Origin of the sequence: Kribbella sp. NBC_00482, assembly GCF_036013725.1 — a bacterium.
Lineage (GTDB): Bacteria > Actinomycetota > Actinomycetes > Propionibacteriales > Kribbellaceae > Kribbella.
Map to the genome: position 1 here is coordinate 3,071,370 of NZ_CP107881.1, position 24,617 is coordinate 3,095,986.

The following is a 24,617-nucleotide window of genomic DNA, read 5'->3' on the forward strand; positions in this document are numbered from 1 at the left end:
CCTGACGCCACGTGAGGGTCAAGAGGGTCGTAGGTGAAGGACTCGTTCCGGGCGGCTGTACAGGTTCAGGTTGCCGTTGCGGATGAAGCCGGCCAGGGTCAGGCCGGACTCGGCGGCGAGGTCGATGGCGAGCGAACTGGGGGCGGAGACCGCGCCGAGGATCGGAATGCCGGCCATCACCGCCTTCTGCGCGAGCTCGAACGAGGTCCGGCCGGAGACGATCAGGATCAGGCCGCGCGCGGGGATCCGGCCGTTCAGCAAGGCCCAGCCGACGACCTTGTCGACGGCGTTGTGGCGGCCGACGTCCTCCCGGACGACGAGCAGCTCGCCGGTCGGCGTGAACAGGCCGGCGGCGTGCAGGCCGCCGGTACGGTCGAAGACCTGCTGCCTGGCACGGAGCGCGTCGGGGAGGGTCGCGAGTACGTCGTACCTGATGGTGACGTCGTCCTCGGCCGGGGAGTGGCGGGTCTTGGTGCGGACCGCGTCGAGGGACGCCTTGCCGCAGACACCGCAGGACGAGGTGGTGTAGAAGTTGCGCTCGACGCCGGTGACGGGCGCGGGTACGCCGGGCGCGAGGCCGAGGTCGAGGACGTTGTACGTATTGCGGCCCTCGTCGTCGCGGGAGTCGCAGTACCGCGCGTCGCGGATGTCGTCGACGCTGCCGATCACACCCTCGGTGTGCAGAAACCCGTGCGCGAGCTCGACGTCGTGCCCCGGCGTCCGCATCGTCACGGCCAGCGCCTTCCCATCAACCCGCAACTCGAGCGGCTCCTCAACCGCAATCGAGTCGGGCCGCTGGCGGCTACCGGCGGACGTAACCCGCACAACCGGCCGCCGCGCAATCAACCGCCCCACGGCCGGTCTCCGGGGTTGAGGGGGAGGAGGCGGGCGGCTATGGCTTCGGCGGGGCCGGGGGCTACTACGGCGAGGGCGTCGGCGGTGGCGGGGCCGCGGAGCATGGCGGCGCCGCCGTGGCCTACGGGTACGGCGCCTTGTGCGGTGAGGCGGACCGGGACGAGTCGGGTGCTGGTGGGGTGGCAGGGGATGCCGCCGGGGACTGCGATGTTGGTGAGCTCGGGGAGTGGGAGGCCGCGCATGCGGGTGATGGCTGCGACGCCCAGCGTGAGGAACGCGACAAGCGCGGCGAACGGGTTGCCGGGGAGGCCGATCACGAGGCGTCCGTCCGGCAATTGTGCGAGCGCTTGCGGATGCCCTGGACGGCAAGCAACTCCGTCGACGATCAGCTCGGCGCCCAGCGCCTTGAGCGCCGGCCGGAGATGATCGGCCGGTCCCGAAGCGGAGGAGCCGGAGACGAGGATGAGATCGGCCTGGGTCTCCCGCAGCGCACTCACCAACTGATCCAGCGAGTCCGGCAAGTGCAGCACCGAAGCTGCTGGTTCGGCGCCGGAGCGGGTGATCAGGCCGGGGAGCATGGGACCGATGGCGTCGCGGACTCGGCCGGGGGTGGACGGACCTTGGCGGACCAGTTCGTCGCCGGTGATCACGGCGGCGACTGTGGGTGGGGCGATGACCGTCAGGCGGTTGAGGCCGAGGGTCGCGGCCAGCCCAAGGACCGCCGGGTCGATGACAACTCCTGCCGGCAGCAACTGGTCGCCAGGCCGGCACTCCTCGCCCGCGCGCCGGATGTGCCGCCCGTCCTCGGATGGTCCGTGCAATCGGTCGCCCGTCACGGTGGCGTCTTCCGAGCGCACGACGGAGGTGGCCCCGGCCGGCATCGCCGCGCCGGTGACGATCCCGGTCGCCTGACCGTCCGCCAGCTCACCCGGATCCGCGGTCCCGGCCTTCACCTGACCGACCACGCACCACGGCCCGGCACCACGTACGGCGTACCCGTCCATCGCCGCCCGATCCACCGGCGGCACCGCAACCGGCGACACCAGCGGCGTCGCCAGCACGCACCCGTCCGCCTCATCGAGCCCGCGCCGTACGACGGCTCCCGGTCGCGCCACGGCATGCGCCAACGCCCGAGCCACGTCCCACGGAACCTCATCCCGCCGTGCCCGACGTTCAGCAGCTGTACGCCCAGGCCCGTCCTCCACAGGCCCACCCTCTCCGACCCACTCCCGCTTGTCGAACCCATCCCGCACGCCGGACGGTATGCCCGCCGTGGTCGCGTCGGGCTGGGTCATGCGGGGGCCTGGAGTTGCTGGGCGGCCAGGGCTGCGGCGGGGTCGAGGTCGGTGGCGCCGGAGGCGACGTGGGCGATCAGGGCCTGCTTCATGCGAGGGTCCCAGACGGCGTTCATGTGGTTGGCGATGGCAGTCGCGGCGTCTGCGGGCGGACGGTGTGCGAACTGGGCGGCGATCTCGTTCGCCAACCGCACGTGCGGAGGTACGCCGCCGCTCATCGATTGCCACCAGCAACGACAGGCTCACGAGTGGACTCGTCGGCGACGGGCTCCGGGATCAGGTCGACCTGGACAGCGGTGACCTTGTACTCGGGGCAGTTGGTGGCCCAGTCGGAGTTCTCCGTGGTGACGACGTTCGCGCCGCTCACCGGATGGTGGAACGTGGTGTAGCACACGCCCACCGGCATCCGGTCCGAGATGGTCGCGCGCAACTCGGTCCGCCCGACCCGGCTCGACAACGCCACCATGTCCCCGTGCGTGATGCCGCGCACCTCGGCGTCGTGCGGATGGATCTCCAGCACGTCCTCGGCATGCCACGCGACGTTCGCCGTACGCCGGGTCTGCGCCCCCACGTTGTACTGCGACAGGATCCGCCCGGTGGTCAGGATCAACGGGAACTTTCGCGTCGACCGCTCCGACGTCGGCACGTACACGGTCTCCATGAACCGTCCCTTGCCGCGGGTGAACTCGTTCTCGTGCATGATCGGCGTACCCGACGGGTGCTCGAGGTTGCACGGCCACTGGATCGACCCGAGCTCGTCGAGCTTGCCGAACGACACCCCCATGAACGTCGGCGTCGTCACCGCGATCTCGTCCATGATCTGCGCCGCCGAGTCGTAGTGCATCGGGTAGCCCATCGCCTGCGAGATCTCGCAGATGATCTCCCACTCCTGCTTGCCGGTCTGCGGCGCCATGATCGGCCGCACCCGGTTGATCCGCCGTTCCGCGTTGGTGAACGTTCCGTCCTTCTCCAGGAACGATGTCCCCGGCAACAACACGTGCGCGAACTTCGCGGTCTCGTTGACGAACAGGTCCTGTACGACGAGCAACTCCAGCGCACCCAGCGCCGCGAACACATGCTGCGTGTTCGGATCGGACTGCGCGATGTCCTCGCCCTGGACGAACAGCGCCTTGAACGAGCCCTCGATGGCGGCGTCGAACATGTTCGGGATCCGCAGCCCGGGCTCGTCGAGGATCGGCGTACCCCACAACTTCTCGTAGATGTCGCGGACGTCCTCGTTCGACACGTGCCGGTACCCGGGCAGTTCGTGCGGGAACGAACCCATGTCGCACGAGCCCTGCACGTTGTTCTGCCCGCGCATCGGGTTCACCCCGACGCCCGGCCGGCCGATGTTGCCGGTCGCCATCGCGAGGTTCGCCATCCCCATCACCATGGTCGAGCCCTGGCTGTGCTCGGTGACGCCGAGACCGTAGTAGATCGCCGCGTTCCCGCCGGTCGCGTACAGCCGGGCCGCTTCGCGGATCTTCTCCGCCGGTACGCCGGCGATCTCGGCCACTGCCTCCGGGCTGTGTTCGGGCTGCGCGATGAACGTCTCCCAGGCCTCGAAGTCCTCGCACCGGCTCGCGACGAACTCGCGGTCGACGAGGCCCTCGGTCACGACGACGTGCGCGAGCGCGTTGATGATCGCGACGTTCGTGCCCGGGCTGAGCTCGAGGTGGTACGCCGCCTCGATGTGCGGCGACCGGACCAGGTCGATCCGGCGCGGGTCGATCACGATCAGTTGCGCGCCCTGCCGGAGCCGCTGCTTCATCCGGGACGCGAACACCGGGTGCGCGTCGGTCGGGTTCGACCCGATCACCAGGATCACGTCGGCCTCGTCGACGGAACGGAAATCCTGCGTTCCGGCGGATTCCCCGAAGGTCTGCTTCAGCCCGTACCCGGTCGGCGAGTGGCAGACCCGCGCGCAGGTGTCGACGTTGTTGTTTCCGAAAACTGCGCGGACCATTTTCTGGACCGCGTACACCTCCTCGTTCGTGGTTCGCGACGAGGTGATCGCGCCGATCGAGCCCTGCCCGTGCGCGGCCTGGATCTCCCGGAGCCGGCTCGCGGTGAACGAGATCGCTTCTTCCCAGGAAACTTTCCGCCACGGTTCCGAAATCGTGTTCCGCACCATCGGCTCCAGCACCCGGTCCGGGTGTGAGGCGTACCCGAACGCGAACCGGCCCTTCACACACGAGTGGCCCTCGTTCGCGCCGCCGTTCTTGTACGGCACCATCCGGACCAGCTCGTCACCCCGGAGCTCGGCCTTGAACGAGCACCCGACACCGCAGTACGCGCAGGTCGTCAGCACGGTCCGCGTCGGCATCCCGAGCTCGACCACCGACTTCTCCTGCAACGTCGCGGTCGGACAGGCCTGCACGCACGCGCCACAGGACACACAGTCCGAATCGAAGAACGACACGCCGGCACCGGCCGCGACCTTGGAATCGAACCCACGCCCCTCGATCGTCAGCGCCAGCGTTCCCTGTACTTCGTCACACGCGCGCACGCACCGCGAGCACGCGATGCACTTGGACGCCTCGAAGTCGAAGTACGGGTTGGAGGAATCGGTCGGCAGGTCCATGTGGTTGGCGCCGGCCTCGACGCCGGAGCCGAAGCGGACCTCGCGCAGCCCGGTGACGCCGGCCATGTCCTGCAGCTCGCAGTCACCGTTCGCCGAGCAGGTGAGGCAGTCGAGCGGGTGATCGGAGATGTACAGCTCCATCACGCCGCGGCGCAGCTTCCCGAGCCGCTCGTTCTGGGTCCGGACGACCATCCCGTCGCGGCACGGCGTCGTACACGAGGCCGGCGTACCTTTCACGCCGTCGATCTCGACCACGCACAGGCGGCACGACCCGAACGCCTCCAGGTTGTCGGTCGCGCACAACTTCGGTACGTCGACGCCCGCCTCCTTCGCCGCCCGCATCACCGACGTCCCTGGTGGAACCTGAACGGTCACGCCGTCGATGGTCAACGAGGTCGTGGCTTCACCGGCGCGGGCCGGCGTACCGAAGTCAGGTTCCTTGAGCAGGCTCATACGTGGAAGTCCTCTCCGAAATGGCGGACGGCGCTGCGTACTGGCATCGGGGTGAGGCCGCCCATTGCGCAGAGCGAGCCGTCGGTCATGAGTTCGCACAGGTCCTCGAGAACGACCAGATTCTTTGTGCGGTCGGTGCCGGACACGATCCGGTCGATGGTCTCGACGCCGCGGACGGCGCCGACCCGGCACGGCGTGCACTTGCCGCACGACTCGGCCGCGCAGAACTCGAACGCGAACCGCGCCATCGCCGCCATGTCCACGGTCTCGTCGAACACCACGATCCCGCCGTGCCCGACCATCGCACCGGCCGCCGCGAACGCCTCGTAGTCCATCGGCAGGTCGAACTGCTCGACCGGGAGATAGGCGCCGAGCGGACCACCGACCTGGACGGCCCGTATCGGCCGCCCCGACGACGTACCGCCGCCGAAGTCGTTCACCAGCTCGCCGAGCGTGATCCCGAACGCGGTCTCGACGATCCCGCCGCGGGCGACGTTCCCGCCGAGCTGGAAGACGCTGGTGCCGAGCGAGCGGCCGGTGCCGTACGCCGCATACTCTGCGGCTCCGTGCGCCAGGATCGTCGGGACCGTTGCCAACGACAACACGTTGTTGACGACGGTCGGGCGACCGAAAAGCCCTTCCAGAGCAGGGATCGGGGGCTTCGCGCGGACCATGCCGCGCTTGCCCTCCAGGCTCTCGAGCATCGAGGTCTCTTCGCCGCAGATGTACGCACCCGCGCCGACCCGGACGTGCAGGTCGAAGCCGAACCCTGAGCCGAGAATGTCCGGCCCCAACCAGCCTTCGTCACGCGCTCGCTCGATCGCGTCCTTGAGCGTCGCGACCGCGTCCGGGTACTCCGAGCGCAGGTAGACGTAGCCCTCCGCGGCGCCGACGGCGTACGCCGCGATCGTCATCCCCTCGATCAGGGTGAACGGGTCGCCCTCGATCAGCATCCGGTCCGCGTACGTGCCGGAGTCGCCCTCGTCCGCGTTGCAGCACACGAACTTGAGGTCCGCGTCGGCGCCGAGGACCGTCCGCCACTTGATCCCGGTCGGGAATCCGGCCCCGCCACGTCCCCGCAAACCCGAGTCGACGACGGTCTCGACCACGTCGGCCGGTGTCATCGCTAGCGTTGCTAGCAAACCGCGCGTCCCGCCGTGCGCCACGTAGTCCGCGGTCGACAACGGATCGACCACGCCCACCCGCTGAAACGTCAGCCGCTGCTGCCGCTTCATCCACGGCAACTCCTCGACGAGCCCGAGCGAGTCGCCACCACCGGACAGCATCCCGGCGGCAATCAGCCCGTCCACATCCTCCGGCGCAACAGGTCCGTACCCCACCCGTCCCGCGGCCGTCTCGACTTCTACCAACGGCTCCAACCACAGCATCCCGCGAGACCCGGTGCGGACAACCTCAGCACCACCAGCCGCGGCGATCCGCTCGGCAACCTCGTCCGCTCCGACAGAGCAAGCGGCCGAGTCGCGCGGTACAAACACTCGCACCGTCATCGGGCCTCCCCGAGGAGGGCGTTCAGGCGGGTTGCGGTGACTCGGCCGTGGAGCTTGCCGGCGACCTGGACTGCTGGGCCGAGGGCGCAGTTGCCGAAGCAGTAGATCTCTTCGAGGGTGAGGCGGCCGTCGTACGTCGTCTCGCCGAACCCACAGCCGACCGTGCGTTTCGCGTGCTCGGCGAGTTCGACCGCGCCGACCGAGCGGCACGCCTCCGCCTGGCAGATCGCGACGGTGGTGCGTCCGGCCGCCTTACGCCGGAAGTCCTTGTAGAACGTGACGACGCCGTGCACCTCGGCGACCGCGAGGTTCAGTACGTCGGCGATCACCGCGACATCGGGCTGGTCGACGTACCCGAACTCCTCCTGCACCGCGTGCAGGATCGGTATCAGCGCACCACGAAGACCGCGCAATTCCTCGGCGATCTCGCGTACTCTCCTGGCTCGCCCGGGGACCGGGACGGGGGCGGCGGCCACGACCTCACTCGTCATGTATACAACATTCCGTCGCCAATCCACCACGGTCAAAGCAATGCTGCCTATCACCTAATAGACAGCACCTATCAATCCGTCCGAGGTGTGCGACCGTCGCCCCATGGATGACGCGCCCTCAGGCGGCCGGTCGGTGTGCAGCTCAACAGGTAGAGCACCAGTGAGACACCGTACGCACAACCACAATCACGCTCAGGTGCACTACCCGGCCAGCCGACACATCCTGTCCTGATGCACGCCCTGCCCCTTCATCGCACCACCCCGAACACATCGACCGGACCGTAGAGGGCGGTTGGGTGGTTCTCCAGGAAGGCCCAGTAGCGGTCGCCGTAGGACCAGTGCCACCATTCCGTCGGGTAGTTCACCAGACCGGCAGCTGACAGTACGTCGGCCAGCAGCGAGCGGTTCGTCCGTGCCTCGCGGCTGAGGTTGGTCGCCGCGAAGAAGCAGGCGCCGCTGCTCTGTTCAGGTGTCGCGTCGATCGGTGTACCGAGGTCGAGCGGACCGTGTGCGCCGATCAGCGTCAGGTCGACCGCCGCGCCCGCGACATGCGGAGCGACCTCGATCGGCGAGACGAAACGGCTGGCGAGCACGTGTGCGTCGTCGTCGGAGATGCTGGGATGCAGCCGCTCCAGCTCCGCGCGGTACGCGTCCCAGATCGCCTGCTGGCTCTCGATCGGCCGTAGTCCCTCGACGACGTGCAGACGGATACCGACCGGCAGGAACGTGTCGGCCACCGCGAGCCGGTCGGCCACGCTCTCCCGCGCGAATTGCCGCCCGGTCGTGAGCACGTCCCGGGTGAACAGATCGACCAGCGGCTCACCGCTCTCGATCGCCGGGATGCTGGTGATGCGATCGTCGCTCAGCAATACGGTGCTGTGTAATACAGTCATCCGCGCGCGACCGCCGTACGGATCAGGGTGTCGACGACCTCGGCGTACGACATCCCCGCCGCGGCCCACATCCGCGGGAACTGCGACGCCGGTGTGAAGCCGGGGAACGTGTTGATCTCGTTGACGACCGGCTCGCCGTCGCGCGGTACGAAGAAGTCCACCCGGGCCAGCCCCTCGCAGCCGAGCACCTCGAACACGTCGATCGCCGTACGTCGCAGTCGCACTGCCAGCTCGGGATCGATGCGGGCCGGTACGACGAATCGCGTGGCGCTGCTGCCGTACTTCGCGGCCGCGTTGAAGAACGGCTGCTCAGGATCCGCATGAATCTCCAGTGCGGGCGCGGTCTCCACCCGCCCGTCCGGGAACGCCAGCACGGCGAGGTCGATCTCGCGACCTACCATCTCGCGCTCCACCAGGACCTGCGGACCGAACGCGGTGGCTTCCGCGATCGCGGCCAGCAGCGTCGGCAGGTTCGTCGCGCGGGTCACGCCGAAACTCGAGCCGCCGTTGGCCGGTTTCACGAACAGCGGGAAGTCCAGGCCGGCTACCTTCAGCTTCTGCAGCGCGGCTTCGGTGTCGGTCAGCTCGGCGCCGCGCAGCGTGACGCCCGGCGTCACCGGGATCCCGTGTGCCTTCAGGACCGCCTTGGTCAGGTGCTTGTCCAGTCCGACGGCACTGGCGGCGATGCCGCTGCCGACGTACGGGACGTGCAGCTGTTCGAGGAAACCCTGCAGGCTGCCGTCCTCCCCGCCCTCGCCGTGCAACGCCGGGATCGTGACATCGCACGCCTGCAGGATCTCGATCGCTTCGTGCTGCCCGTCCCGCCAGTTGCCTTCAGCATCGATCACCAGCGGGATCGCCATGTGGCCGAGCAGTTCGACGGCCTTCACGATCCCTCTCCCGCTGGCCAACGAGACGTCGTGCTCCGGACTCGCCCCACCCATCACGACCGCGACCTTCATCGGTTCCCCTCCTCGTAGCGGCGGGTTACTCGGCTGCCGATTCCGCAGTAGATCTCGTGCGGGATCGTGCGTGCCCAGTCCGCCCAGTCGTTGGCGGTCGGTTCGCCGTGGGAGCCGTCGCCGAAGATCGTCACCGGTTCGCCGGGCTCGACCGTGAGATCCCCGGCGTCGACGACGAACTGATCCATCGCGATCCGCCCGATCACTGGCATCCGTACGCCGCGGCACAGCACGCTCGCCTGCCGTACGGCGGCCCGCGGGACACCGTCGGCGTACCCGATCGGAACCAGGCCGATCGTCGTGTCCCGGTCCGCCACGAAGTCGTGCCCGTACGAAACCCCTTCGCCGGCGCGGATCCGCCGTACCTGGGTCAGCTTGCTCAGCAACCGCATCGCCGGCCGCAGCCCGATCCCCAGCTCGTCGATCCCGTACAGGCCGGCACCGATCCGGACCAGGTTCGTGTCCGGTGCGTCGAGCGTGATCGCCCCGGCCGAGTTGGCCAGGTGGACGACACTTGGCCGCAGGCCGGCCCGGCGCGCGAGACCCACCCCGGTCCGCAGGAGCTGGTGTTGCCGCTTGCTCTGCACAGCGTCGGCGGAATCGCCGTGCGAGAGGTGCGACCAGATCCCGCGGACCGTGACGGCGCCGAGCGCCTCGTAGTGCGCCGCCGTTCGGGTGAGCTCGATCCACTGGTCAGGTGCACTGCCGGCCCGGTGCAAACCGGTGTCCAGCTTGAGGTGCACGTAGTGGACGGACGGAATGGACACGACGTGTTGCAGTTCGGCGACCGTGGAGACGCTGACGTCGACATCCACATCGGCCAGAAGCATGAGTTCCGCGGCGTCGTACAGCCAGGTCAGGATGGGAACGGTCAGCCCGGCCGCGCGCAGTTGTAGCGCTTCGTCGGCGTGCGCGACGCCGAGCCAGGTCGCGCCGGCCTCGAAGGCTGCCCGAGCCACCGGTACGGTGCCGTGCCCGAACGCGTCGGCCTTGACCACGGCCAGAACGTCCTGAGGAACACGTTTTCTGAACGTTCGGACGTTGTCGCGGACGGCGGACAAGTCGACGACGGCCTCCGACAATCCGGTGATCCCACGTGCTGCCGGGCGGTGGCGGGACTGAACCAGGGTCATACCGTCATTGTTGTTTCTGGCAACGATCGGGATCATCGGAGTGCGGACGGATGTCTGCCTACGACCCTGGTATGACCCACCTCCTCCAGAGGAATGAGGGATACTGGGCCGGTGCAAGCCACCGATCATCTGCAAGCGTCGTTGCAGGCAGCGATCGCGCTGGCCAACACCTTCGGATCCGGCGAGCGCCAGGGCCGCCCGGCGGTTCCCCCGGACGCTGCGGCGATCGACGCCGTACTGCGGCTGACCACCAACCGGCCGCCCGCCGTCGATCCCGCCGACTACGCGGCCGGCGGGAAAACGCTGTACGACGCCCTCGGCCGCCTCCCCGACGTCGATCGGGCCGTCGAGCTAGTGAACGCGTTGCTCAGAGAAACGAAGGCCGCGCCGCAGTTGACCCGCGACGGGGGAGCGCCGTGGCACCTGCACTTCGGCAGCCCCGACGACGCGAACGGCTGGCTGGCCGAATTCGCCACCGCCGTCGCGATGCTGCTCGGGAGTGACGAGGCGGAGCGGCTCCACCGGTGCGAGGCCGACCGGTGCGACGACCTGTTCCTGGACACTACGCGGAACGGGAACCAGCGGTTCTGCTCAACCGCCTGTCAGAACCGCGCCAAGGTCGCCGCTCATCGGGCGCGGGTCCGCAACTCCTGACGCCGTGACCATGGTGGCCACCGGCGACCAACCGAGCTTGCGATAGAGGTGGAAGCCGTCGGTCGTGGCCATCAACAGGCCGGTCCGCGCGCCGCGCTCGAGCGCTCGTCCGGCCAGTGCGCCCATCACCACGCTGCCCAGTCCCCGTCGCCGGTACGCCGGATCGGTCTGGATGTCGTGCATGACGGCGTCGTCGCCGACGATCGCCACCATGCCATGCGCCGCGACGGCGCCGTCCACGAGGACTTTCACGTACTCCAGCGGGCCGTCGGTTGCGGTCTCGGCCGTCGCGCGCGGGTGCGCGAGCAGGTCGATCGACATCAGCGTCTTCTGCTCTTCGAACGGCTGCGTCCCGGCAGCGGCCAGCCGGCGGGCGATCTCCGCGCCGTACTGCGTGGTGACGGTCAGCCAGGTATCCGCAGGCAGATTCCGGGCGAGCCGGTCCACGGTCGCCGGGTCGTCGGTGCGGGTGAACAGTTCACGGTCGCGCCCGGGGAGTCGCAGCACGGCGGCGTACGCATCGTCGTACTCGATCACCGGCGCCAGGCCGCGGCACAGCCGCCAGCCTTCCAGCCATCGCCTCATCATGGCGTCAGTGTAACTGCCTATTGAGAAATAGCCAGTTACTCGATTCCGAGGACGAAGGTCTGGATCGCGACCACGGCGGCGCCGCGCGCCCATTCGCTGAAGTCGGCGGGCTGCAGGACCATCGACAGTTCGGCGGCGGACGGGTGCCGGTTGGCGTGCAGGCCGGCCAGCAGCTCGTCGTGCGCGACCTCGGCCAGCCGGACGCCTTCGCCGCCGAGAACGACCAGCTCGGGCATGGTGAAGTTGGCGGACGCCGCGATCAGCTTGCCCAGTGCACGACCGGCACGGCCCACGATCTCGCGCGCCGCCGGATCGCCTTTCGCGGCGAGATCGAGCGCCTCGTCGTACCCGACCTCCCGGCCGAGCGCCGCACCGACCTGACTCGTAACGGCGCTGACCGTCAGCAGGCTGAGCGCGCAGCCACGGTGGCCGCGGTCGCAACGCGGGCCTTCGTGGAGTAGCGGGTGGTGGCCGACCAGGCCGAGCGTGACGTCCGGACTGTCGACCACCTGGTTGTGGATGACGAGCCCGTACCCGACGCCGGCGCCGATCGTGAGCAGGACGAAGCGGTCCGAGTTCCTGCCGGCGCCGAACCAGTGGGTCGCTTCGACGAGCGAGGTCAGGTCGTTCGCGATCACGATCGGGACGCTGGTGTGCGCGGCGAGCAGCTCGCCGAACGGTACGTCGACCCAGTTCAGGTACTGCGCCAGGCGTACCTCAGTACGATCCGCGACGCGGCCGCCGAGCGAGACGCCCAGCCCGCTGAGCGGCGTACGGCCTGGGACCTGGATCGCCAGTTCGTCGGTGAGCTCCAGCACCAGATCGGCGACGGCGGACGGTGTCGGGTCGGTGATCGGGCGCTCGACGCTCGCGAGCACGTCCGCGCGCAGCGTCGTGAGTACGCCGATCGCGGAGTCGCCGGTGAGTTTGATGCCGACGAAGTGGTGGGCGTTCGCGTCCAGATCGAGCGGCTGCGAAGGCCGGCCGACGCGGGCGTCCGTGGGACCGCCCTCGACCTCGACCAGCAGACCGGACTCGACCATCGGTTTCGTCAACCGGGTCAGGCTGCCGGGCGACAGGCCGACCCGGCGCGACAATTCGGCGCGCGACAGCGGCCCGTCCAGCAGGATCTCCAACGCCACCTGCCGCGAGGGCCCCGCCAGCGGCCGCCACTCACCCATTGCGTCAGACTAGCCTGGGCTCGAGGGAGAGTTTGAGGACGCCGGGACGTGACCCGGTCCGCGGTACTGGCCGCACAAATCCCGGCGTCAGGCTCATCCCGAAGTATGCAACGGATTGTGTCCGGTGGCGCCGGGACAACGGTGTCAGATCGCCGACCGGTCGCGTTGTGTGGCGGTCAGTGTGGAAGTTTGCGCGTATCGATGAGTTGCTGAGCAACGTCGCGCAGTTTGGTGTTGGTGTCCTGCGAGTACCGCTTCAGGATCGCGAACGCCCGGTCCCCGTCCACGTCGAAGCGTTCCATCAGGATGCCCATCGCTTGACCGACCAGCTTCCGTGCGTCGACAGCCTCCGCCATCGTCTCCTCGTGTCGCGCAGACGCCACCGCGACGGACGCGTGCCGCGCGAGAATGTGCGAGATCGCCTCGTCGTCCTCGGTGAAGGCCTCGGGCTCCGCGCTGTACAGCCCGAGGACGCCGACCGTACGTCGGGGCGCGTCGCCGGTCGCCAGCGGTACGTCGAGAACGCTGCGGATCCCGAGCGCGGCGACCTTCGTACTCCACTCGGGCCAGCGCTCTTCGGAGGTCGTGTCGCGGATCAGGATCGTCCTGCGTTCGCGGAGTGCGGTGACGAGCGGACCACTCTCCGCAGTGATCTGCAGGTCGTAGATGTCGGTGACGACCTGATCCGTGACCGCGGCGATCTCCGCCTGCGAACCACGCGTGTACAGAGCCACGCCGGCGTACGTGCAGTTCACAGCCTGCAAGGCGAACTGCACCACGGCATCGATCGTCTCCTCGACACCAGGCGCATCGTGTAACTCGATCGCCAGCCGGGCAAACGTATCCGCCGAATGGGCAAGCTCAGGCTCAGTCACTGGAAACTCCAGGGCATGGTCACGCAGTAGGGCAAGGCAATAATGCAGCCCAACCCGCCCCCAGCGTTAGCCACCCACGAAACCCACCACATCCCGGAACCGGCCGCCCACGCCGACGGTGCCGATTACAGTGTTTGGCATGGCGGAGTTGGTCGGTCTTTTGGGTGGGCGGACTGACTGGCGGCGGGGGTTTGCGGCGCCTATGCGGGCGTTTTTGCGGACCGAGGCGGGTAGTTCGGGGGTGCTCGCGGCCGCGATCGTGGTGGCGTTGGTGTGGGCGAACGTGTCGCCGGGGACGTACGGCGAGGTGTGGCGGACCGACCTGTCGATCGGGCTCGGGCACGACGTACTGAGTCTGGATCTGCAGGAGTGGATCAACAGCGGGCTGATGACGCTGTTCTTCCTGGTCGTGGGGCTGGAGGCGCGGCGCGAGTTCGATCTCGGTGACCTGCGGGATCGCAGCCGGTTCGTGTTGCCGATGCTGGCCGGGATCGCGGGGATGGTCGCGCCGGTGCTGATCTACCTGGCGTTCAACGCCGGCGGTCCGGGGTCGCACGGTTGGGGTGTCGCGATGTCGACCGACACCGCGCTCGCGCTCGGTCTGCTCGCGTTGGTCGGTCGTGGTGTGCCGGATCGCGTGCGGGTGTTTCTGCTGACGGTGTTCGTGGTCGACGACCTGCTTGCGCTGGTGGTAATCGCGGGCGTCTACAGCGAGGACATCAGGGTGATGCCGCTCGTGCTGGCGATCGTCGCGTTCTCGATCGTGCTGGCGCTCTCGCTGTTCCACGTCCGCAACGCCTGGGTGTACGTGATCCTCGGCGTACTGATGTGGGCCGCCCTCCTGAAGAGCGGCGTCGACCCGGTGGTCGCCGGGCTCGCGATCGGGCTGACGGCACCGGCGTACTCGCCCGGTCGTGAGGAACTCGAGGAGGCGACCGGTCGGTTCCGGCTGTTCCGTGAGCAGCCGACGCCCGAATTGGCGCGGTCCGCGACCGTCGGCCTGACCACGACGATCTCGCCGAACGAGCGGCTGCAGTACCTGTACCACCCGTGGACGAGCTACCTGATCGTCCCGTTGTTCGGGCTCGCGAACGCCGGTGTCACGATCGACGCGGCGTTCCTCGGGCGGGCGTTCACCTCGCCGATCACGCTCGGCATCCTGCTCGGGTACGTCGTGGGCAAGCCGCTCGCGGTGACCTTGGTGTCCTGGCTGCTCGAGCGTTTGAGTGGCGGGCGGATCCGGCCGGGGGTCGGCTGGGCCGCGGTCATCGGCAGCGGGACGATCGCCGGTATCGGGTTCACGGTGTCGTTGCTGATCGCAACGATCGCGTTCGACGGGCCGCAGTTGGCCGAGGCGAAGGTCGGTCTGCTGTCCGCGGTGATCGTCGCGTCGGCGCTGACCTGGGCGGTGTTCCGCGCGGCCAAGCTGCTGTCCCCGCCGAAGAAGGCGCTAGCACTGCTAGGTAACGCGGAGCAGTTGGTCGACCTGACCGACCCGGTCGATCCCGAGCGGGACCACATCCGCGGCCCGGAGACGGCGTCGGTGACGCTGGTCGAGTACGGCGACTTCGAGTGCCCGTACTGCGGGATCGCCGAGCCGATCGTCCGGGATCTGCTGCAGGACGACGATCTGCGGTACGTGTGGCGGCATCTACCGCTTTCCGACGTACACCCGCGCGCGCAGATCGCGGCCGAGGTGGCGGAGGCGGCGTCGGCCCAAGGTGCTTTCTGGGAGATGCACGACGTGCTGCTCGCGAACCAGGAGAAGCTCCAGCCGAAGGACCTGATCGGGTACGCGGAACAGCTCGGTCTGGACACCGATCGGTTGCACGACGACGTGAAGCGGCACGTGGCGGCGGCGCGGGTCGCGCAGGACGTGGAGTCGGCGGACACGAGCGGGGTGTCGGGTACGCCGACGTTCTTCGTGAACGGGCAGCGGCACTACGGGACGTACGACGTGGAGACGCTGAAGCAGGCGATCAAGGTGGCGCGGGCACGGGCGAAGATCACCGCCCGCTAGAGCCGAACGGGAGCGGCGGAATCTTGATGTACTACGTCGTTTCTGCCACTTCCGCCGTACTGCCGAAAAGCCGACGCTGGTGGCTCCCCGATCAAGGAGGCACCACATGACGATCTCGGCCGTACTGCAGACCCCGGCTGCCGGGCGGGACGCCGCCGTCGCACATTTCGCCGGACGCCTCTCCTTCGAGGTGGACGCGGCCGATGTCGCCGCGGACATCGGCGCCGGTGTCACTGGTTGGGTGCTGATCGACAGCCGAAGCCAGGAGAGCTGGGACCAGGGGCATGTGCCGGGCTCGGTCCACCTGCCACACCGCGAGATCGCGGCGCGCGCGGCGGACGTCGTACCGGACGGAGTGACGGTCGTGACGTACTGCTGGGGTCCCGGTTGCAACGGCGCGACGCGGGCGGCGCTCGCGTTCGCCCGGCTCGGGTATCCGGTGAAGGAGATGATCGGCGGCTTCGAGTACTGGGTGCGGGAAGGTGGGCCGATCGAGACCGTGGACGGGATCGAGCGCCGTGAGTCCGACCCGCTGACTGCGCCGCGTGGTGTCGCGTGCGCGTGCTGAAACTCCTGGCAGGGTTGAGTTTTACAGAGATTGAACTCGCCGTACAGAAACGCTGACTCTCTGTGCGTTACCCTCGTAGTGTGACCGATCAGCCGAGCTACGACGGTGGGTTGATCGCGCACGGGATCGACACCACACGCCCGAGCGTCGCCCGCGTCTACGACTACTTCCTCGGCGGCAAGGACAACTACGAGTCCGACCGCCAGTTGTACCAGCAGATCATGAAGATCGCGCCGGAGGCACCGGAGTGGGCGCGGGCGAACCGGCGCTGGCTGAACCAGGTCATCACCTGGCTGGCAGGCGAGGTCGGCGTACGGCGGTTCATCGACGCCGGCTCCGGACTCCCGACCGCCGAGAACACCCACCAGATCGTCCAGAAGGCGAACGCCGAGGCCTCGGTCGTCTACATCGACAACGACCCGTCCGTGGTCGCACACGGGCGGGCGCTGCTCCTCGACAACGACCGGACGCAGTTCACCGCCGCGGACCTTACCCAGCCCGACGAGGTGCTCGCGGACCCGTCGGTCGCGGGGCTCCTCGCCGCCGGCGAGCCGGTCGCGCTCGTGATGGCGCTGATGCTGCACCACATCGCCGACTACGAGCAGACGCGGGAGATCGCGCAGAAGTACGTCGACGCGCTGCCGCCGGGGTCGTACCTGGCGATCACGCACGCGTGCAAGCCGGGCGACGGCGGTCCGGTCGACGAGCTCGTGACCGAGCTGGCGGAAAAAGTCCGGAGCGCGTTTCCGACCTTGGCTTTCCGTTCGGTCGCGGAGATCTCGTCCCTGTTCGGCGGGCTGGAGATCCTCCCGCCGGGCGTCGTCCGGCTGGCCGACTGGCACGTTCCCGACAGCCGGGTCGAGGACGACCCGCCGACCGGTGTCCGCGACGTCATCTTCGGCGGCGTCGCCCACAAGCCCTGACTCGGGCCCCCGAACCACGCCCCGGCGAAGGCTCTAGCTCAGGCCTGCCAAGTAGTCGGCGTTGCCGCGGATGGCGGCCTCGTAGCGCTTGATCTCGGCGGAGTCGACCTTGTCGGCGATCACCAGCAGGAGCGTCGCGAGCGCCTTGTCCTTCGCCCCGGCGGCGTGCAGGGTCAGCGCCTTGAAGACCCGGAGCGAGTCCGACTCGGGGAACTCCGCGCAGGCGCTCTTGAACACCGCGAGCGACTCGTCGAAGCGGTCGAGGTTACGCAGCGTGCTGCCGTACTGCAGCAGGCACTTCCGGCGCGTCTCCCCGGTCAGCCCGGGCAGCGCGCGCTCGTAGTATCCGATCGCCGTCTCTTCGTCGCCGGCGGTGTCGTACGACCCGCCGACCTCGTACAGCACGTAAGGGTTGTCCGGGTGCTCGGTCAGCAACTTCTCGAAGAAGGCGATGGTCGGCCCCATGTTCGCCCGGTCCCGCCGCGCGAACGCTTCATCGATCGTCGCGGCCAGTTCCGGCGTCAGCTCAGTCGTCACAGTTCCATCATGCCGCGTCGGTCCGGCGGGTCTGCCACGGCCACGACCCGGAGATCTCCACTTCGAGCGCGAAGCTGAGCACGGTCCGGATCACTACGATCAGGCCGAGCACCAGGACGCTCTGCACCGAGGTCTCGACGATGATCGTCCGGATGATGTCTCCGACGATCAGGATCTCCAGCCCGAGCAGGATCACGCGGCCGAGGTTCACCCGCAGCTGCTGGTAGCTCCCGGTGCCCTTGCGGAGGACGTCGTAGCAGTACCGGATCAGGACGACGGCGAGCCCGATCGCCATGATGACCACGCCGGCGCCCTCGATCGTCCGGGCGACGTCCGCGAAGACCTGCTCGAAGTCCATTCCTCACAGTTACCAGTCAGGCAGCGGACTCGCTGGTCGGCTCGCCGGGGCGGATGTTCTGGTTCAGGTGGAACACGTTGGCCGGGTCGTACGTCGTCTTCAGCGCCACGAGCCGCTCCAGCGTCGCAGGCGGGAACGCGCGGTGGATCGGGTCGTCGTTCAGCGTGTTCACGTACGTCCCGCTCGCGTACGGCGCCAGCGTCGCGGCGTACCCGCGCAGTCGGCCGATCCGCTCCTCGTCCTCGGCCGGGTCCTCCCACCGTGTCGCGGTGACGAACTCGAACAGCGTGTTCCGGTGACTAAATGCAGCGTTTTCCGTGGGTACGTCGGCAATCGCGCCGCCGTACGCCTGCAGACTCGCCGACACCCCCGGGTTGTCCAGCAACGCGCGAATCGCCTCGTCCGGCAGCGACTTGAAGTAGTGCCCCTTCCAGTACCGCCGAAAACGGTGTCCTTGGACGTTGTCGTCCCGCGTCTGCAGCTTCAGGTACGTCGTCTCCTCGACCACCTCGCCGCTCACCGGCCCGAACGCGCGGAACGCCGGCAGCAGGTCGTACCCACCATCGCCGACCCACACGTACCCAACCGTCACTGAATCCGCGGTGATATTGGCAGTGAACGTCGCCTCCCGCGGCGCGTCGGCGTTCAGCTCCCGCCAACCACGCAGTACGTCGAACCCCGCCGACACCGGATACGTGAACTCGACGATCAGCGCCCTCGTCCCCACCTGGTGCAACTGGAACTCGAACGACGTCACGATCCCGAAGTTGCCACCGCCCCCACGCAGCCCCCAGAACAGCTCGAGATTCTCGTCCGCACTCGCCCGTACGACGTCACCGTCAGCAGTCACGACCTCGTACGACACGACGTTGTCGCAGGCCAGCCCGAACCGCCGTGCCAGCCACCCCATCCCGCCGCCGAGCGTCAGCCCGCCGACCCCGGTGTGCGAGACGTTCCCGGCCGTCGTCGCCAGCCCGTGCTCCTGCGCCGCCTTGTCCAGCTCGCCGAGCATCGCGCCGCCCTGGACCCAGGCCCGCTTGACCGCAGGATCCACGCGGACAGCGTTCATCGGCGTCAGGTCGATCATCAGCCCGCCCTCGGGCACGGCGAGACCGGCGATGTTGTGCCCGCCGCAGCGAACCGCGATCTCCAGCTCCGCGGCCCGTCCGAACCGGACCGCCTCCGCGACGTCCGCAGTGGTCGAACACCGGGCGATCACGCCAGGGCGACGGTCGATCATCGCGTTCCAGACGGTGCGTGCCTCGTCGTACCCGGCGTCGCCGCTGCGCAGAAACTCGGTCATCTCAGCTCCTTGATGTTTTCGTCCTGTCCACAACCCTGACAGCAGAGCGGTACGTCGATAAGGTCCAGTTCTGTGAGCCGAATGAGGACCAGTTCCGGTGCCGGTGAGCTCCTGGTCGAGCTGCAGCGGGACAGTGGCGTCCCGCTGCACCAGCAGCTCGAGAGCGGGATCCGGACCAGGATCCGGGCCGGGCTGCTGCGCGCCGAGACCGTGATGCCGTCGACGCGCGCCCTCGCGCAGGACCTCGGCCTGTCCCGCGGCGTGGTCGTCGAGGCGTACCAGCAACTCGTCGCGGAGGGGTATCTGATCAGCCGCGCCGGCGGGTACACGCAGGTCGCCGACATCGCCGTGATTGAGGCCACGACCGCCGCGCACACCCTGACCGGCCCGCCGCGGATCGACTTCCGCTACAGCCGCCCGGACGTCTCGCAGTTCCCACGCGCCGCGTGGCTCCGATCGGTACGGCGAGTGCTCAACGAGACGCCATACCGCAGCCTCGCCTACATCGACGGCCGCGGCACGATCGAACTCCGCACAGCCCTGTCCGACTACCTGAACAGAGTCCGCGGTACGGCGGCGCGCCCGGAGAACATGCTGATCTGCAACGGGTTCGCGCAAGGCTCCCGGCTCCTGCTGCAGGTGCTGGCCGCGCATGGACGCCGGCGGCTCGCGGTCGAGGATCCGTCCGACAACGACCTGCGCGACGTCGCGCAGGCGGCCGGGCTCGAGGTGGTCGGCGTACCGATGCTGGAGACGGGCATCGACGTCGACGCATTGGAGCGGTCGGGTGCGGACGTCGTACTCGTGACGGCTGCACATCAGTTCCCCACTGGAGCGGTCGCGTCGGCGGAAACGCGGGCGGCGCTCGTCGCATGGGGCGGGCTGGTGATCGAGGACGACTACGACGCGGAGTACCGCTACGACCGGGAGCCGATCGGTGCGATGCAGGGGCTCGCGCCCGATCGCGTCGCGTACGCCGGGACCGCGAGCAAAACGCTGGCGCCCGGGTTGCGGCTGGGGTGGCTGATCCTGCCGTCGTGGCTGGTCGAGCCGATGGCGCAGGCGAAGCTGATGGACGATCGCGGGTCGCCGGTGTTCGACCAGTTGGCGTTCGCGGACTTCGTGGCGCGGGGCGAGTTCGACCGGCACCTGCGGCGGATGCGGCCGCGGTACCGGACGCTGCGGGACACACTGGTCGAACGGTTGGCAGCGCGGCTATCGGAGCTCGAGCCGGTCGGCATCTCGGCCGGACTGCATGTGATGACGTGGCTGCCGCCTGACCTCAGCGAGGACGCGTTGCGTGAGGCGGCGTTGCAGCGCGGGCTCGGTATCTACGGGCTGGCGCCGTACTGGGTGTCCGGGGAAGGGCCAGCCGGGCTGGTGTTCGGGTACGGGTCGCTCTCCCAGAAAGAAGTTGTCGAGGGCATCGAGCTGCTCGCGGACGTGGTCGCGACGATCCGCGGTCGATGAATAACTATCCAGTCGATTGCATTTCAATCCGATCAGTTCTAATCTTGGTGAGGTGATCGCCACAGCTAGCATCGACGCCCTCATGAACCAGGGCTGGCCCGCCGCGGACAGCACCGAGCTGGACGGCTGGCTGGTACGCCGCAGCGCAGGCGTCACCATGAGAGCCAACTCGGTCCTGCCCGCGAGTGCACCGTTCGACCTCGACAGGGCCTTGGAATATGTGGAAAGCCTGTACGCCTCGCATCAGATCGCGCCGTCCTTCCAGGTGGGTCCGGCGGCCGAGCCCGGCGGCCTCGACGAGTACCTGGCGGCCCGCGGGTACGAGCTTCGCACTCCGACCCTGGTGATGTGCGCCGAGATCGCGGACGTGCTCGCGAAGCTGCCCGAGCCGACGAGCGCAGTGAATATTTCCTCGGCCCCCGACGACGCCTGGATGGACTTGTGGTGGGCGGTCGACGGCCACGGCGGATCTGCCGCGCAGCCCGTTGCCCGGCAGATTCTCAACCGCGGTCGCGCGCTGTACGCCACGATCTCGTCCGGCGGGCAGCCCCAGGCCGTCGGCCGCCTCGCTCTGGTCGACGACTGGGCCGGCATCTACTGCCTCGCTGTCGATCCGGCCCATCGCCGCCAGGGCCTCGCCCAGGCAACCATCCACGGCTTGTTGCAGAAGGCAACAACCCTCGGTGTCGACCGCGTCTGGCTCCAGGTGGTCGAGGCCAACGCCCCGGCCCGTGTCCTCTACGACCGGTTAGGTTTCCAGGCCGTGTCGCGCTACCACTACCGCGTCAAAGGGTGACCTGCTGCAGGTGATCGAGTACGACGAACTCGGCGCCGGCCTTCTCGACGGACGTGCGGAGCGGGGTCAGGTCGGTCCACGGGATGCCGGGGTCGTCGAGGGGCTTGTCGAAGTCGTCCCAATGCGTGGCGATGACCTTCCGGACCGGCTTGATCGTCTGCAGGAGGCGGTCGGTGATGCCCGGCTCGCCACCCGGAGCGGCCAGTACGACGTCGACCTGGAGGCCGCGCAGTGCGTTCGGGTCGAAGTTCGCCGTACTGAGGCTGAGGATGCGCAGCCCGCCGATCGTGATCACGAACGCGAGCGTGCCGCCCTCGACCAGGTCCTCGATGACGCGCGGGCGCGGCGGGACGTCGTACCGGTAGCCCGGGTACGCGTACGTGTGCCGCTTGCCGCCGCAGGAGTGCAGCGACGGGAAAACCTCGATCGCGAAGCCGTCGAACGGCAGGTACTCGCCGCCGCGGACCGGTGACAGCAGGTCGTTCGGCGTCTTCATGGCGCGCAGCATGTTCGCGTGTGTCTCGGTGCAGAGCACGGTGGCCTGCGTCTTCTTCGCGACGTACGGTACGTCGGCCATGTGGTCGTAGTGGCCGTGGTGGACCAGGATCGCGTCGGCGGTGCTCAGATGCCGGTCGATCACGTCGGGCTTGATCACCAGCTTCGTCTTCGGGTCGGCACCCTCTGGGGTGAACGTCCCGGTGTGGAAGCGCGTCAGCCAAGGATCGGTCAGTACGACGCTCTTGCCGCACCGGATCTGCCACGCGTGCGTCCCGAACCAGGTCAGTTCCACCGACTCCCTCGTCGACTGGCTCGGGGACGTGGTTGCGGCTTCGCTCTGGTTCTCGAGCCCGATCGCCCCGACCACGCCCGCGGCGCCGGCCGCCGCCGCGCCCGCCAGCATCCCTCTCCGACTCACCTTCACGCTGTTTCCTCTCGTTGTCTGAACCCTCAGTCAAGGCGAGGCCGGTTGAGCATGTCGAATATGCTCTTGCGCATGAAGCGATTGGCTGGAGATATCACCGCAGGTCAGTCATGTCATGATCACTGAAAGGCACTTGCAGATCTTCATCGCGCTCGCCGAGGAGCAGCACTTCGGCGACGCGGCCCGGGCTGTGGGGATCACTCAGCCGCCGCTGTCCCAGGGCCTGCGCCGCCTGGAGGCGCTGGTCGGCGCGAAACTCTTCGAACGCGGAGCTGGTGGCGTCGAACTCACGCCCGCCGGAGTCGCGCTGCTGCCGTACGCCCGGCGCGCGCTGACCTCGATCGAGGAGCTGCACCAGGCAGCCGTCGCACGCGATCCGGAGGGCCCCGAGATCCGGCTGGGTCTGGCGCCCGAGGTTCCGCCGTCGGCGGGTGCGGCGGTGGCTGCGGCCTGTGGCTCGGTGATTCCGGGCAGTCGGGTGACGGTGGTGACCGCGCCGACGAGTTCGCTGGTCAACCAGGTCGGCACGGGCCGGTTGACGTTGGCCGTCGTACAGCATCCCGCCGTACTGGATGGTCTGGAGGCCGGGCCGGTGTCGCTCCTGCCGACCTGGGCGCTCGTGCCGGCAGCGACTGTGGACACGGAGGTCGTGGCGTTGCGGCAGTTGAAGGGGCTGCCGATTGCGGTGCGGCCGCGGGCCGAGGCTCCGGCGGCGCGGGACCTGTTCCTGGACACCCTGGCGTTGCATCGGCCTGACGGTGGGACGGTCGTGGTGACGGACGAGCGCGCCGGGCTCGCAATGGCGGCGGCCGGCCAGGCGATCGTGGTGACCGCCGACCCGGCGCTGATCGCACCGGGAGTCGGGCGGCACCGGCTGGCCGACGATCCGCTGCCGTTGCGTCTCCGACTCGTCTGGTCGAGGACGCGTACGCCGTTCCTCCGCCCGAACGACGTGATGGCTCAGCTCACGGAAGCGCTGGCATCGTGAACGCCCGGATCCGTGGAATCTTCGAGGACGCCGGTGTCCGCGGCTGGATGCACGCGGTCTCGCTCGACGAGCCCGAGGCGTCCGTCGAGCTTGACGCGGACGCCGTCGTCCCGCTGGCGTCGGTCTACAAGTTGCCGCTGCTCGCCGGGTTCTGCCGGCTGGTGGACCTGGGCGAGCTCGACCCACGCGAACGCGTGACGCTCGAGCCGTCGGCGCGGACCGCCGGGCCGACCGGGTTGTCCGTCTTCGCGGACCCGGTGACGGTGTCGCTGCGCGATCTGGCGTTGTCGATGGCGACGGTGTCGGACAACGCGTCGGCCGACGCGCTGCTGGACATCGTCGGGCTGCGCAGGCTCGCGGAAATCCTGGAGTCCTTCGGCCTGCGTCGTACCTGGGTCCGCCGCGGTACGGCGGCCAACCTGCGCGACCTGCAACGCCGTACGGGCGCCGACGATGCGGACTCGGCCCTCGCCGTACTCGCGGACAACGACCGGACCGATCCGGTCGGCGTGTACGAGGCGGCGAACGGGTCAGCGGCCAGCGCGCGCGACCTGACCCTGCTGCTGCGGCGGTTGTGGGCGGGGGAGTTGCTCTCGGCCGAGCAGACCGAGTTCATCAAGGCGACGATGCACCGGCAGGTCTTCCTGCACCGGTTGGCGTCCGGTTTCCCGCACGACGGCGTACGCGTCGCGGGGAAGACCGGAACGTTCGGCGCGTTGCGGCACGAGGCCGGCGTGGTCACGTTGCCCGGCGGGGCGGCGTTCGCGATCGCGGTCTTCACACTCGCCGCCCGCGGCGACTTCCGCCAGCCCCGCGTCGACGCCGCCATCGGCGAAGCCGCCCGGGTGGCGGTCGACGTACTGCGCTAGACGATCGCGAAGGCCTCGATCTCGATCAGGGCGAGTGGGCTGAACAGCGACGCCACCTGCACCGCCGAACTCGCGGGTTTCGGACCCGGGATGTACTTGTCGCGGACCACACGGATCTCCGGCAGGTGGGTGATGTCGGTGACGAAGTACGTCAGCTTCACCACGTTCTCGAACGTCGCGTCGGCCGCTGTCAGGCAGCGCGCCAGGTTCGCGAACACCTGCTCGGCCTGCGCCGACGGATCGTCGCGGCCCACGAACTGCCCGTTCGCGTCCAGCGCGACCTGCCCGGAGATCGCCACCCATTGGCCAGTTCCGGTCACCACGTGGCTGTACCCGTTGCCCGGCGCAACGCCAACCACGCTTGGATACTCCAACTCACTCACCAGGGTCC

At 68.7% G+C, this 24,617-nt stretch carries 25 protein-coding genes; 8 read left to right on the forward strand and 17 right to left on the reverse strand.

Annotation, left to right across the window (positions count from 1 at the left end):
* Window positions 1-18 precede the first annotated feature (18 nt).
* From fdhD to alr, 9 genes are all read right to left on the reverse strand, one after another.
* Window positions 19-855 (reverse strand): formate dehydrogenase accessory sulfurtransferase FdhD, encoded by an 837-nt coding sequence (gene fdhD, locus OHB24_RS15290; RefSeq protein ID WP_327639678.1) that lies wholly within the window; start codon window positions 853-855, stop codon window positions 19-21.
* The gene (locus OHB24_RS15295; protein WP_327639679.1) at window positions 843-2,150 is read right to left on the reverse strand and encodes a molybdopterin molybdotransferase MoeA; all 1,308 of its coding nucleotides are present in this window, start codon (window positions 2,148-2,150) and stop codon (window positions 843-845) included. The genes fdhD and OHB24_RS15295 overlap by 13 nt, the downstream gene beginning before the upstream one ends.
* On the reverse strand, window positions 2,147-2,368 hold the full coding sequence (locus OHB24_RS15300) for a formate dehydrogenase subunit delta (protein ID WP_327639680.1): 222 nt from the start codon (window positions 2,366-2,368) through the stop codon (window positions 2,147-2,149). The genes OHB24_RS15295 and OHB24_RS15300 overlap by 4 nt, the downstream gene beginning before the upstream one ends.
* The gene (gene fdhF, locus OHB24_RS15305; protein ID WP_327639681.1) at window positions 2,365-5,187 is read right to left on the reverse strand and encodes a formate dehydrogenase subunit alpha; all 2,823 of its coding nucleotides are present in this window, start codon (window positions 5,185-5,187) and stop codon (window positions 2,365-2,367) included. Before fdhF ends, OHB24_RS15300 begins: the two co-directional genes overlap by 4 nt.
* On the reverse strand, window positions 5,184-6,695 hold the full coding sequence (locus OHB24_RS15310) for a formate dehydrogenase beta subunit (protein WP_327639682.1): 1,512 nt from the start codon (window positions 6,693-6,695) through the stop codon (window positions 5,184-5,186). The genes fdhF and OHB24_RS15310 overlap by 4 nt, the downstream gene beginning before the upstream one ends.
* Window positions 6,692-7,186, reverse strand: coding sequence for an NAD(P)H-dependent oxidoreductase subunit E (locus OHB24_RS15315; RefSeq protein WP_327639683.1), 495 nt, complete (start codon window positions 7,184-7,186; stop codon window positions 6,692-6,694). The genes OHB24_RS15310 and OHB24_RS15315 overlap by 4 nt, the downstream gene beginning before the upstream one ends.
* A gap of 248 nt (window positions 7,187-7,434) precedes the next feature.
* Window positions 7,435-8,079, reverse strand: a complete 645-nt coding sequence (locus OHB24_RS15320; protein ID WP_327639684.1) for a M15 family metallopeptidase — start codon at window positions 8,077-8,079, stop codon at window positions 7,435-7,437.
* Window positions 8,076-9,041 (reverse strand): D-alanine--D-alanine ligase family protein, encoded by a 966-nt coding sequence (locus OHB24_RS15325; RefSeq protein WP_327639685.1) that lies wholly within the window; start codon window positions 9,039-9,041, stop codon window positions 8,076-8,078. Before OHB24_RS15325 ends, OHB24_RS15320 begins: the two co-directional genes overlap by 4 nt.
* Window positions 9,038-10,174, reverse strand: coding sequence for an alanine racemase (alr, locus tag OHB24_RS15330; protein ID WP_327639686.1), 1,137 nt, complete (start codon window positions 10,172-10,174; stop codon window positions 9,038-9,040). The genes OHB24_RS15325 and alr overlap by 4 nt, the downstream gene beginning before the upstream one ends.
* A gap of 111 nt (window positions 10,175-10,285) precedes the next feature.
* Here alr and OHB24_RS15335 point away from each other — a divergent pair, with 111 nt between their 5' ends.
* Window positions 10,286-10,828: a CGNR zinc finger domain-containing protein gene (locus OHB24_RS15335; protein ID WP_327639687.1), complete on the forward strand. Its 543-nt coding sequence runs from the start codon at window positions 10,286-10,288 to the stop codon at window positions 10,826-10,828.
* Here OHB24_RS15335 and OHB24_RS15340 read toward each other — a convergent pair.
* The 3 genes from OHB24_RS15340 to OHB24_RS15350 all read right to left on the reverse strand — a co-directional run bounded on the left by OHB24_RS15340 (window position 10,766) and on the right by OHB24_RS15350 (window position 13,472).
* On the reverse strand, window positions 10,766-11,416 hold the full coding sequence (locus OHB24_RS15340) for a GNAT family N-acetyltransferase (protein ID WP_327639688.1): 651 nt from the start codon (window positions 11,414-11,416) through the stop codon (window positions 10,766-10,768). The two genes, OHB24_RS15335 and OHB24_RS15340, sit on opposite strands and share 63 nt — an antisense overlap.
* A 35-nt stretch (window positions 11,417-11,451) precedes the next feature.
* The gene (locus OHB24_RS15345; protein ID WP_327639689.1) at window positions 11,452-12,597 is read right to left on the reverse strand and encodes an ROK family transcriptional regulator; all 1,146 of its coding nucleotides are present in this window, start codon (window positions 12,595-12,597) and stop codon (window positions 11,452-11,454) included.
* Between the two features lie 176 nt (window positions 12,598-12,773).
* Window positions 12,774-13,472, reverse strand: coding sequence for a GAF and ANTAR domain-containing protein (locus OHB24_RS15350; RefSeq protein ID WP_327639690.1), 699 nt, complete (start codon window positions 13,470-13,472; stop codon window positions 12,774-12,776).
* A gap of 202 nt (window positions 13,473-13,674) precedes the next feature.
* Between OHB24_RS15350 and nhaA the strand changes: the two genes are divergently transcribed.
* The 3 genes from nhaA (at window position 13,675) to OHB24_RS15365 (ending at window position 16,983) form a co-directional block, all read left to right on the forward strand.
* Window positions 13,675-15,492: a Na+/H+ antiporter NhaA gene (gene nhaA, locus OHB24_RS15355; protein ID WP_327639691.1), complete on the forward strand. Its 1,818-nt coding sequence runs from the start codon at window positions 13,675-13,677 to the stop codon at window positions 15,490-15,492.
* Window positions 15,493-15,598: 106 nt separating this feature from the next.
* Window positions 15,599-16,060, forward strand: a complete 462-nt coding sequence (locus OHB24_RS15360; protein ID WP_327639692.1) for a rhodanese-like domain-containing protein — start codon at window positions 15,599-15,601, stop codon at window positions 16,058-16,060.
* Between the two features lie 80 nt (window positions 16,061-16,140).
* Window positions 16,141-16,983 (forward strand): SAM-dependent methyltransferase, encoded by an 843-nt coding sequence (locus OHB24_RS15365; RefSeq protein ID WP_327639693.1) that lies wholly within the window; start codon window positions 16,141-16,143, stop codon window positions 16,981-16,983.
* A gap of 33 nt (window positions 16,984-17,016) precedes the next feature.
* On the opposite strand, the gene OHB24_RS15370 is transcribed toward OHB24_RS15365, so the two are convergent.
* Genes OHB24_RS15370 through OHB24_RS15380 form a run of 3 tightly spaced genes read right to left on the reverse strand, consistent with a single transcriptional unit; the run spans window position 17,017 to window position 19,181 of the window.
* On the reverse strand, window positions 17,017-17,520 hold the full coding sequence (locus tag OHB24_RS15370) for a tetratricopeptide repeat protein (protein WP_327639694.1): 504 nt from the start codon (window positions 17,518-17,520) through the stop codon (window positions 17,017-17,019).
* Window positions 17,521-17,527: 7 nt separating this feature from the next.
* Window positions 17,528-17,878, reverse strand: a complete 351-nt coding sequence (locus OHB24_RS15375) for a DUF1622 domain-containing protein (RefSeq protein ID WP_327639695.1) — start codon at window positions 17,876-17,878, stop codon at window positions 17,528-17,530.
* Between the two features lie 16 nt (window positions 17,879-17,894).
* The gene (locus OHB24_RS15380) at window positions 17,895-19,181 is read right to left on the reverse strand and encodes an FAD-binding oxidoreductase (RefSeq protein ID WP_327639696.1); all 1,287 of its coding nucleotides are present in this window, start codon (window positions 19,179-19,181) and stop codon (window positions 17,895-17,897) included.
* Between the two features lie 81 nt (window positions 19,182-19,262).
* On the opposite strand from OHB24_RS15380, the gene pdxR reads away from it, so the two are divergent.
* Both pdxR and OHB24_RS15390 read left to right on the forward strand, forming a co-directional pair.
* Window positions 19,263-20,651 (forward strand): MocR-like pyridoxine biosynthesis transcription factor PdxR, encoded by a 1,389-nt coding sequence (gene pdxR, locus OHB24_RS15385; RefSeq protein WP_327639697.1) that lies wholly within the window; start codon window positions 19,263-19,265, stop codon window positions 20,649-20,651.
* Between the two features lie 52 nt (window positions 20,652-20,703).
* Window positions 20,704-21,447 (forward strand): GNAT family N-acetyltransferase, encoded by a 744-nt coding sequence (locus tag OHB24_RS15390; protein ID WP_327639698.1) that lies wholly within the window; start codon window positions 20,704-20,706, stop codon window positions 21,445-21,447.
* Here the strand turns inward: OHB24_RS15390 and OHB24_RS15395 are convergent.
* Window positions 21,437-22,369: an MBL fold metallo-hydrolase gene (locus OHB24_RS15395; RefSeq protein WP_327639699.1), complete on the reverse strand. Its 933-nt coding sequence runs from the start codon at window positions 22,367-22,369 to the stop codon at window positions 21,437-21,439. The genes OHB24_RS15390 and OHB24_RS15395 overlap by 11 nt on opposite strands.
* Before the next feature lie 115 nt (window positions 22,370-22,484).
* Here OHB24_RS15395 and OHB24_RS15400 point away from each other — a divergent pair, with 115 nt between their 5' ends.
* A complete protein-coding gene (locus OHB24_RS15400) occupies window positions 22,485-23,357 on the forward strand; it encodes a LysR family transcriptional regulator (RefSeq protein WP_327639700.1) in 873 nt (290 codons plus the stop codon).
* Entirely contained in the window at window positions 23,354-24,226 is an 873-nt protein-coding gene (locus OHB24_RS15405; RefSeq protein ID WP_327639701.1) for a serine hydrolase, read from the forward strand. The genes OHB24_RS15400 and OHB24_RS15405 overlap by 4 nt, the downstream gene beginning before the upstream one ends.
* Here OHB24_RS15405 and OHB24_RS15410 read toward each other — a convergent pair.
* The gene (locus tag OHB24_RS15410) at window positions 24,223-24,609 is read right to left on the reverse strand and encodes a RidA family protein (protein ID WP_327639702.1); all 387 of its coding nucleotides are present in this window, start codon (window positions 24,607-24,609) and stop codon (window positions 24,223-24,225) included. The two genes, OHB24_RS15405 and OHB24_RS15410, sit on opposite strands and share 4 nt — an antisense overlap.
* Window positions 24,610-24,617 lie beyond the last annotated feature (8 nt).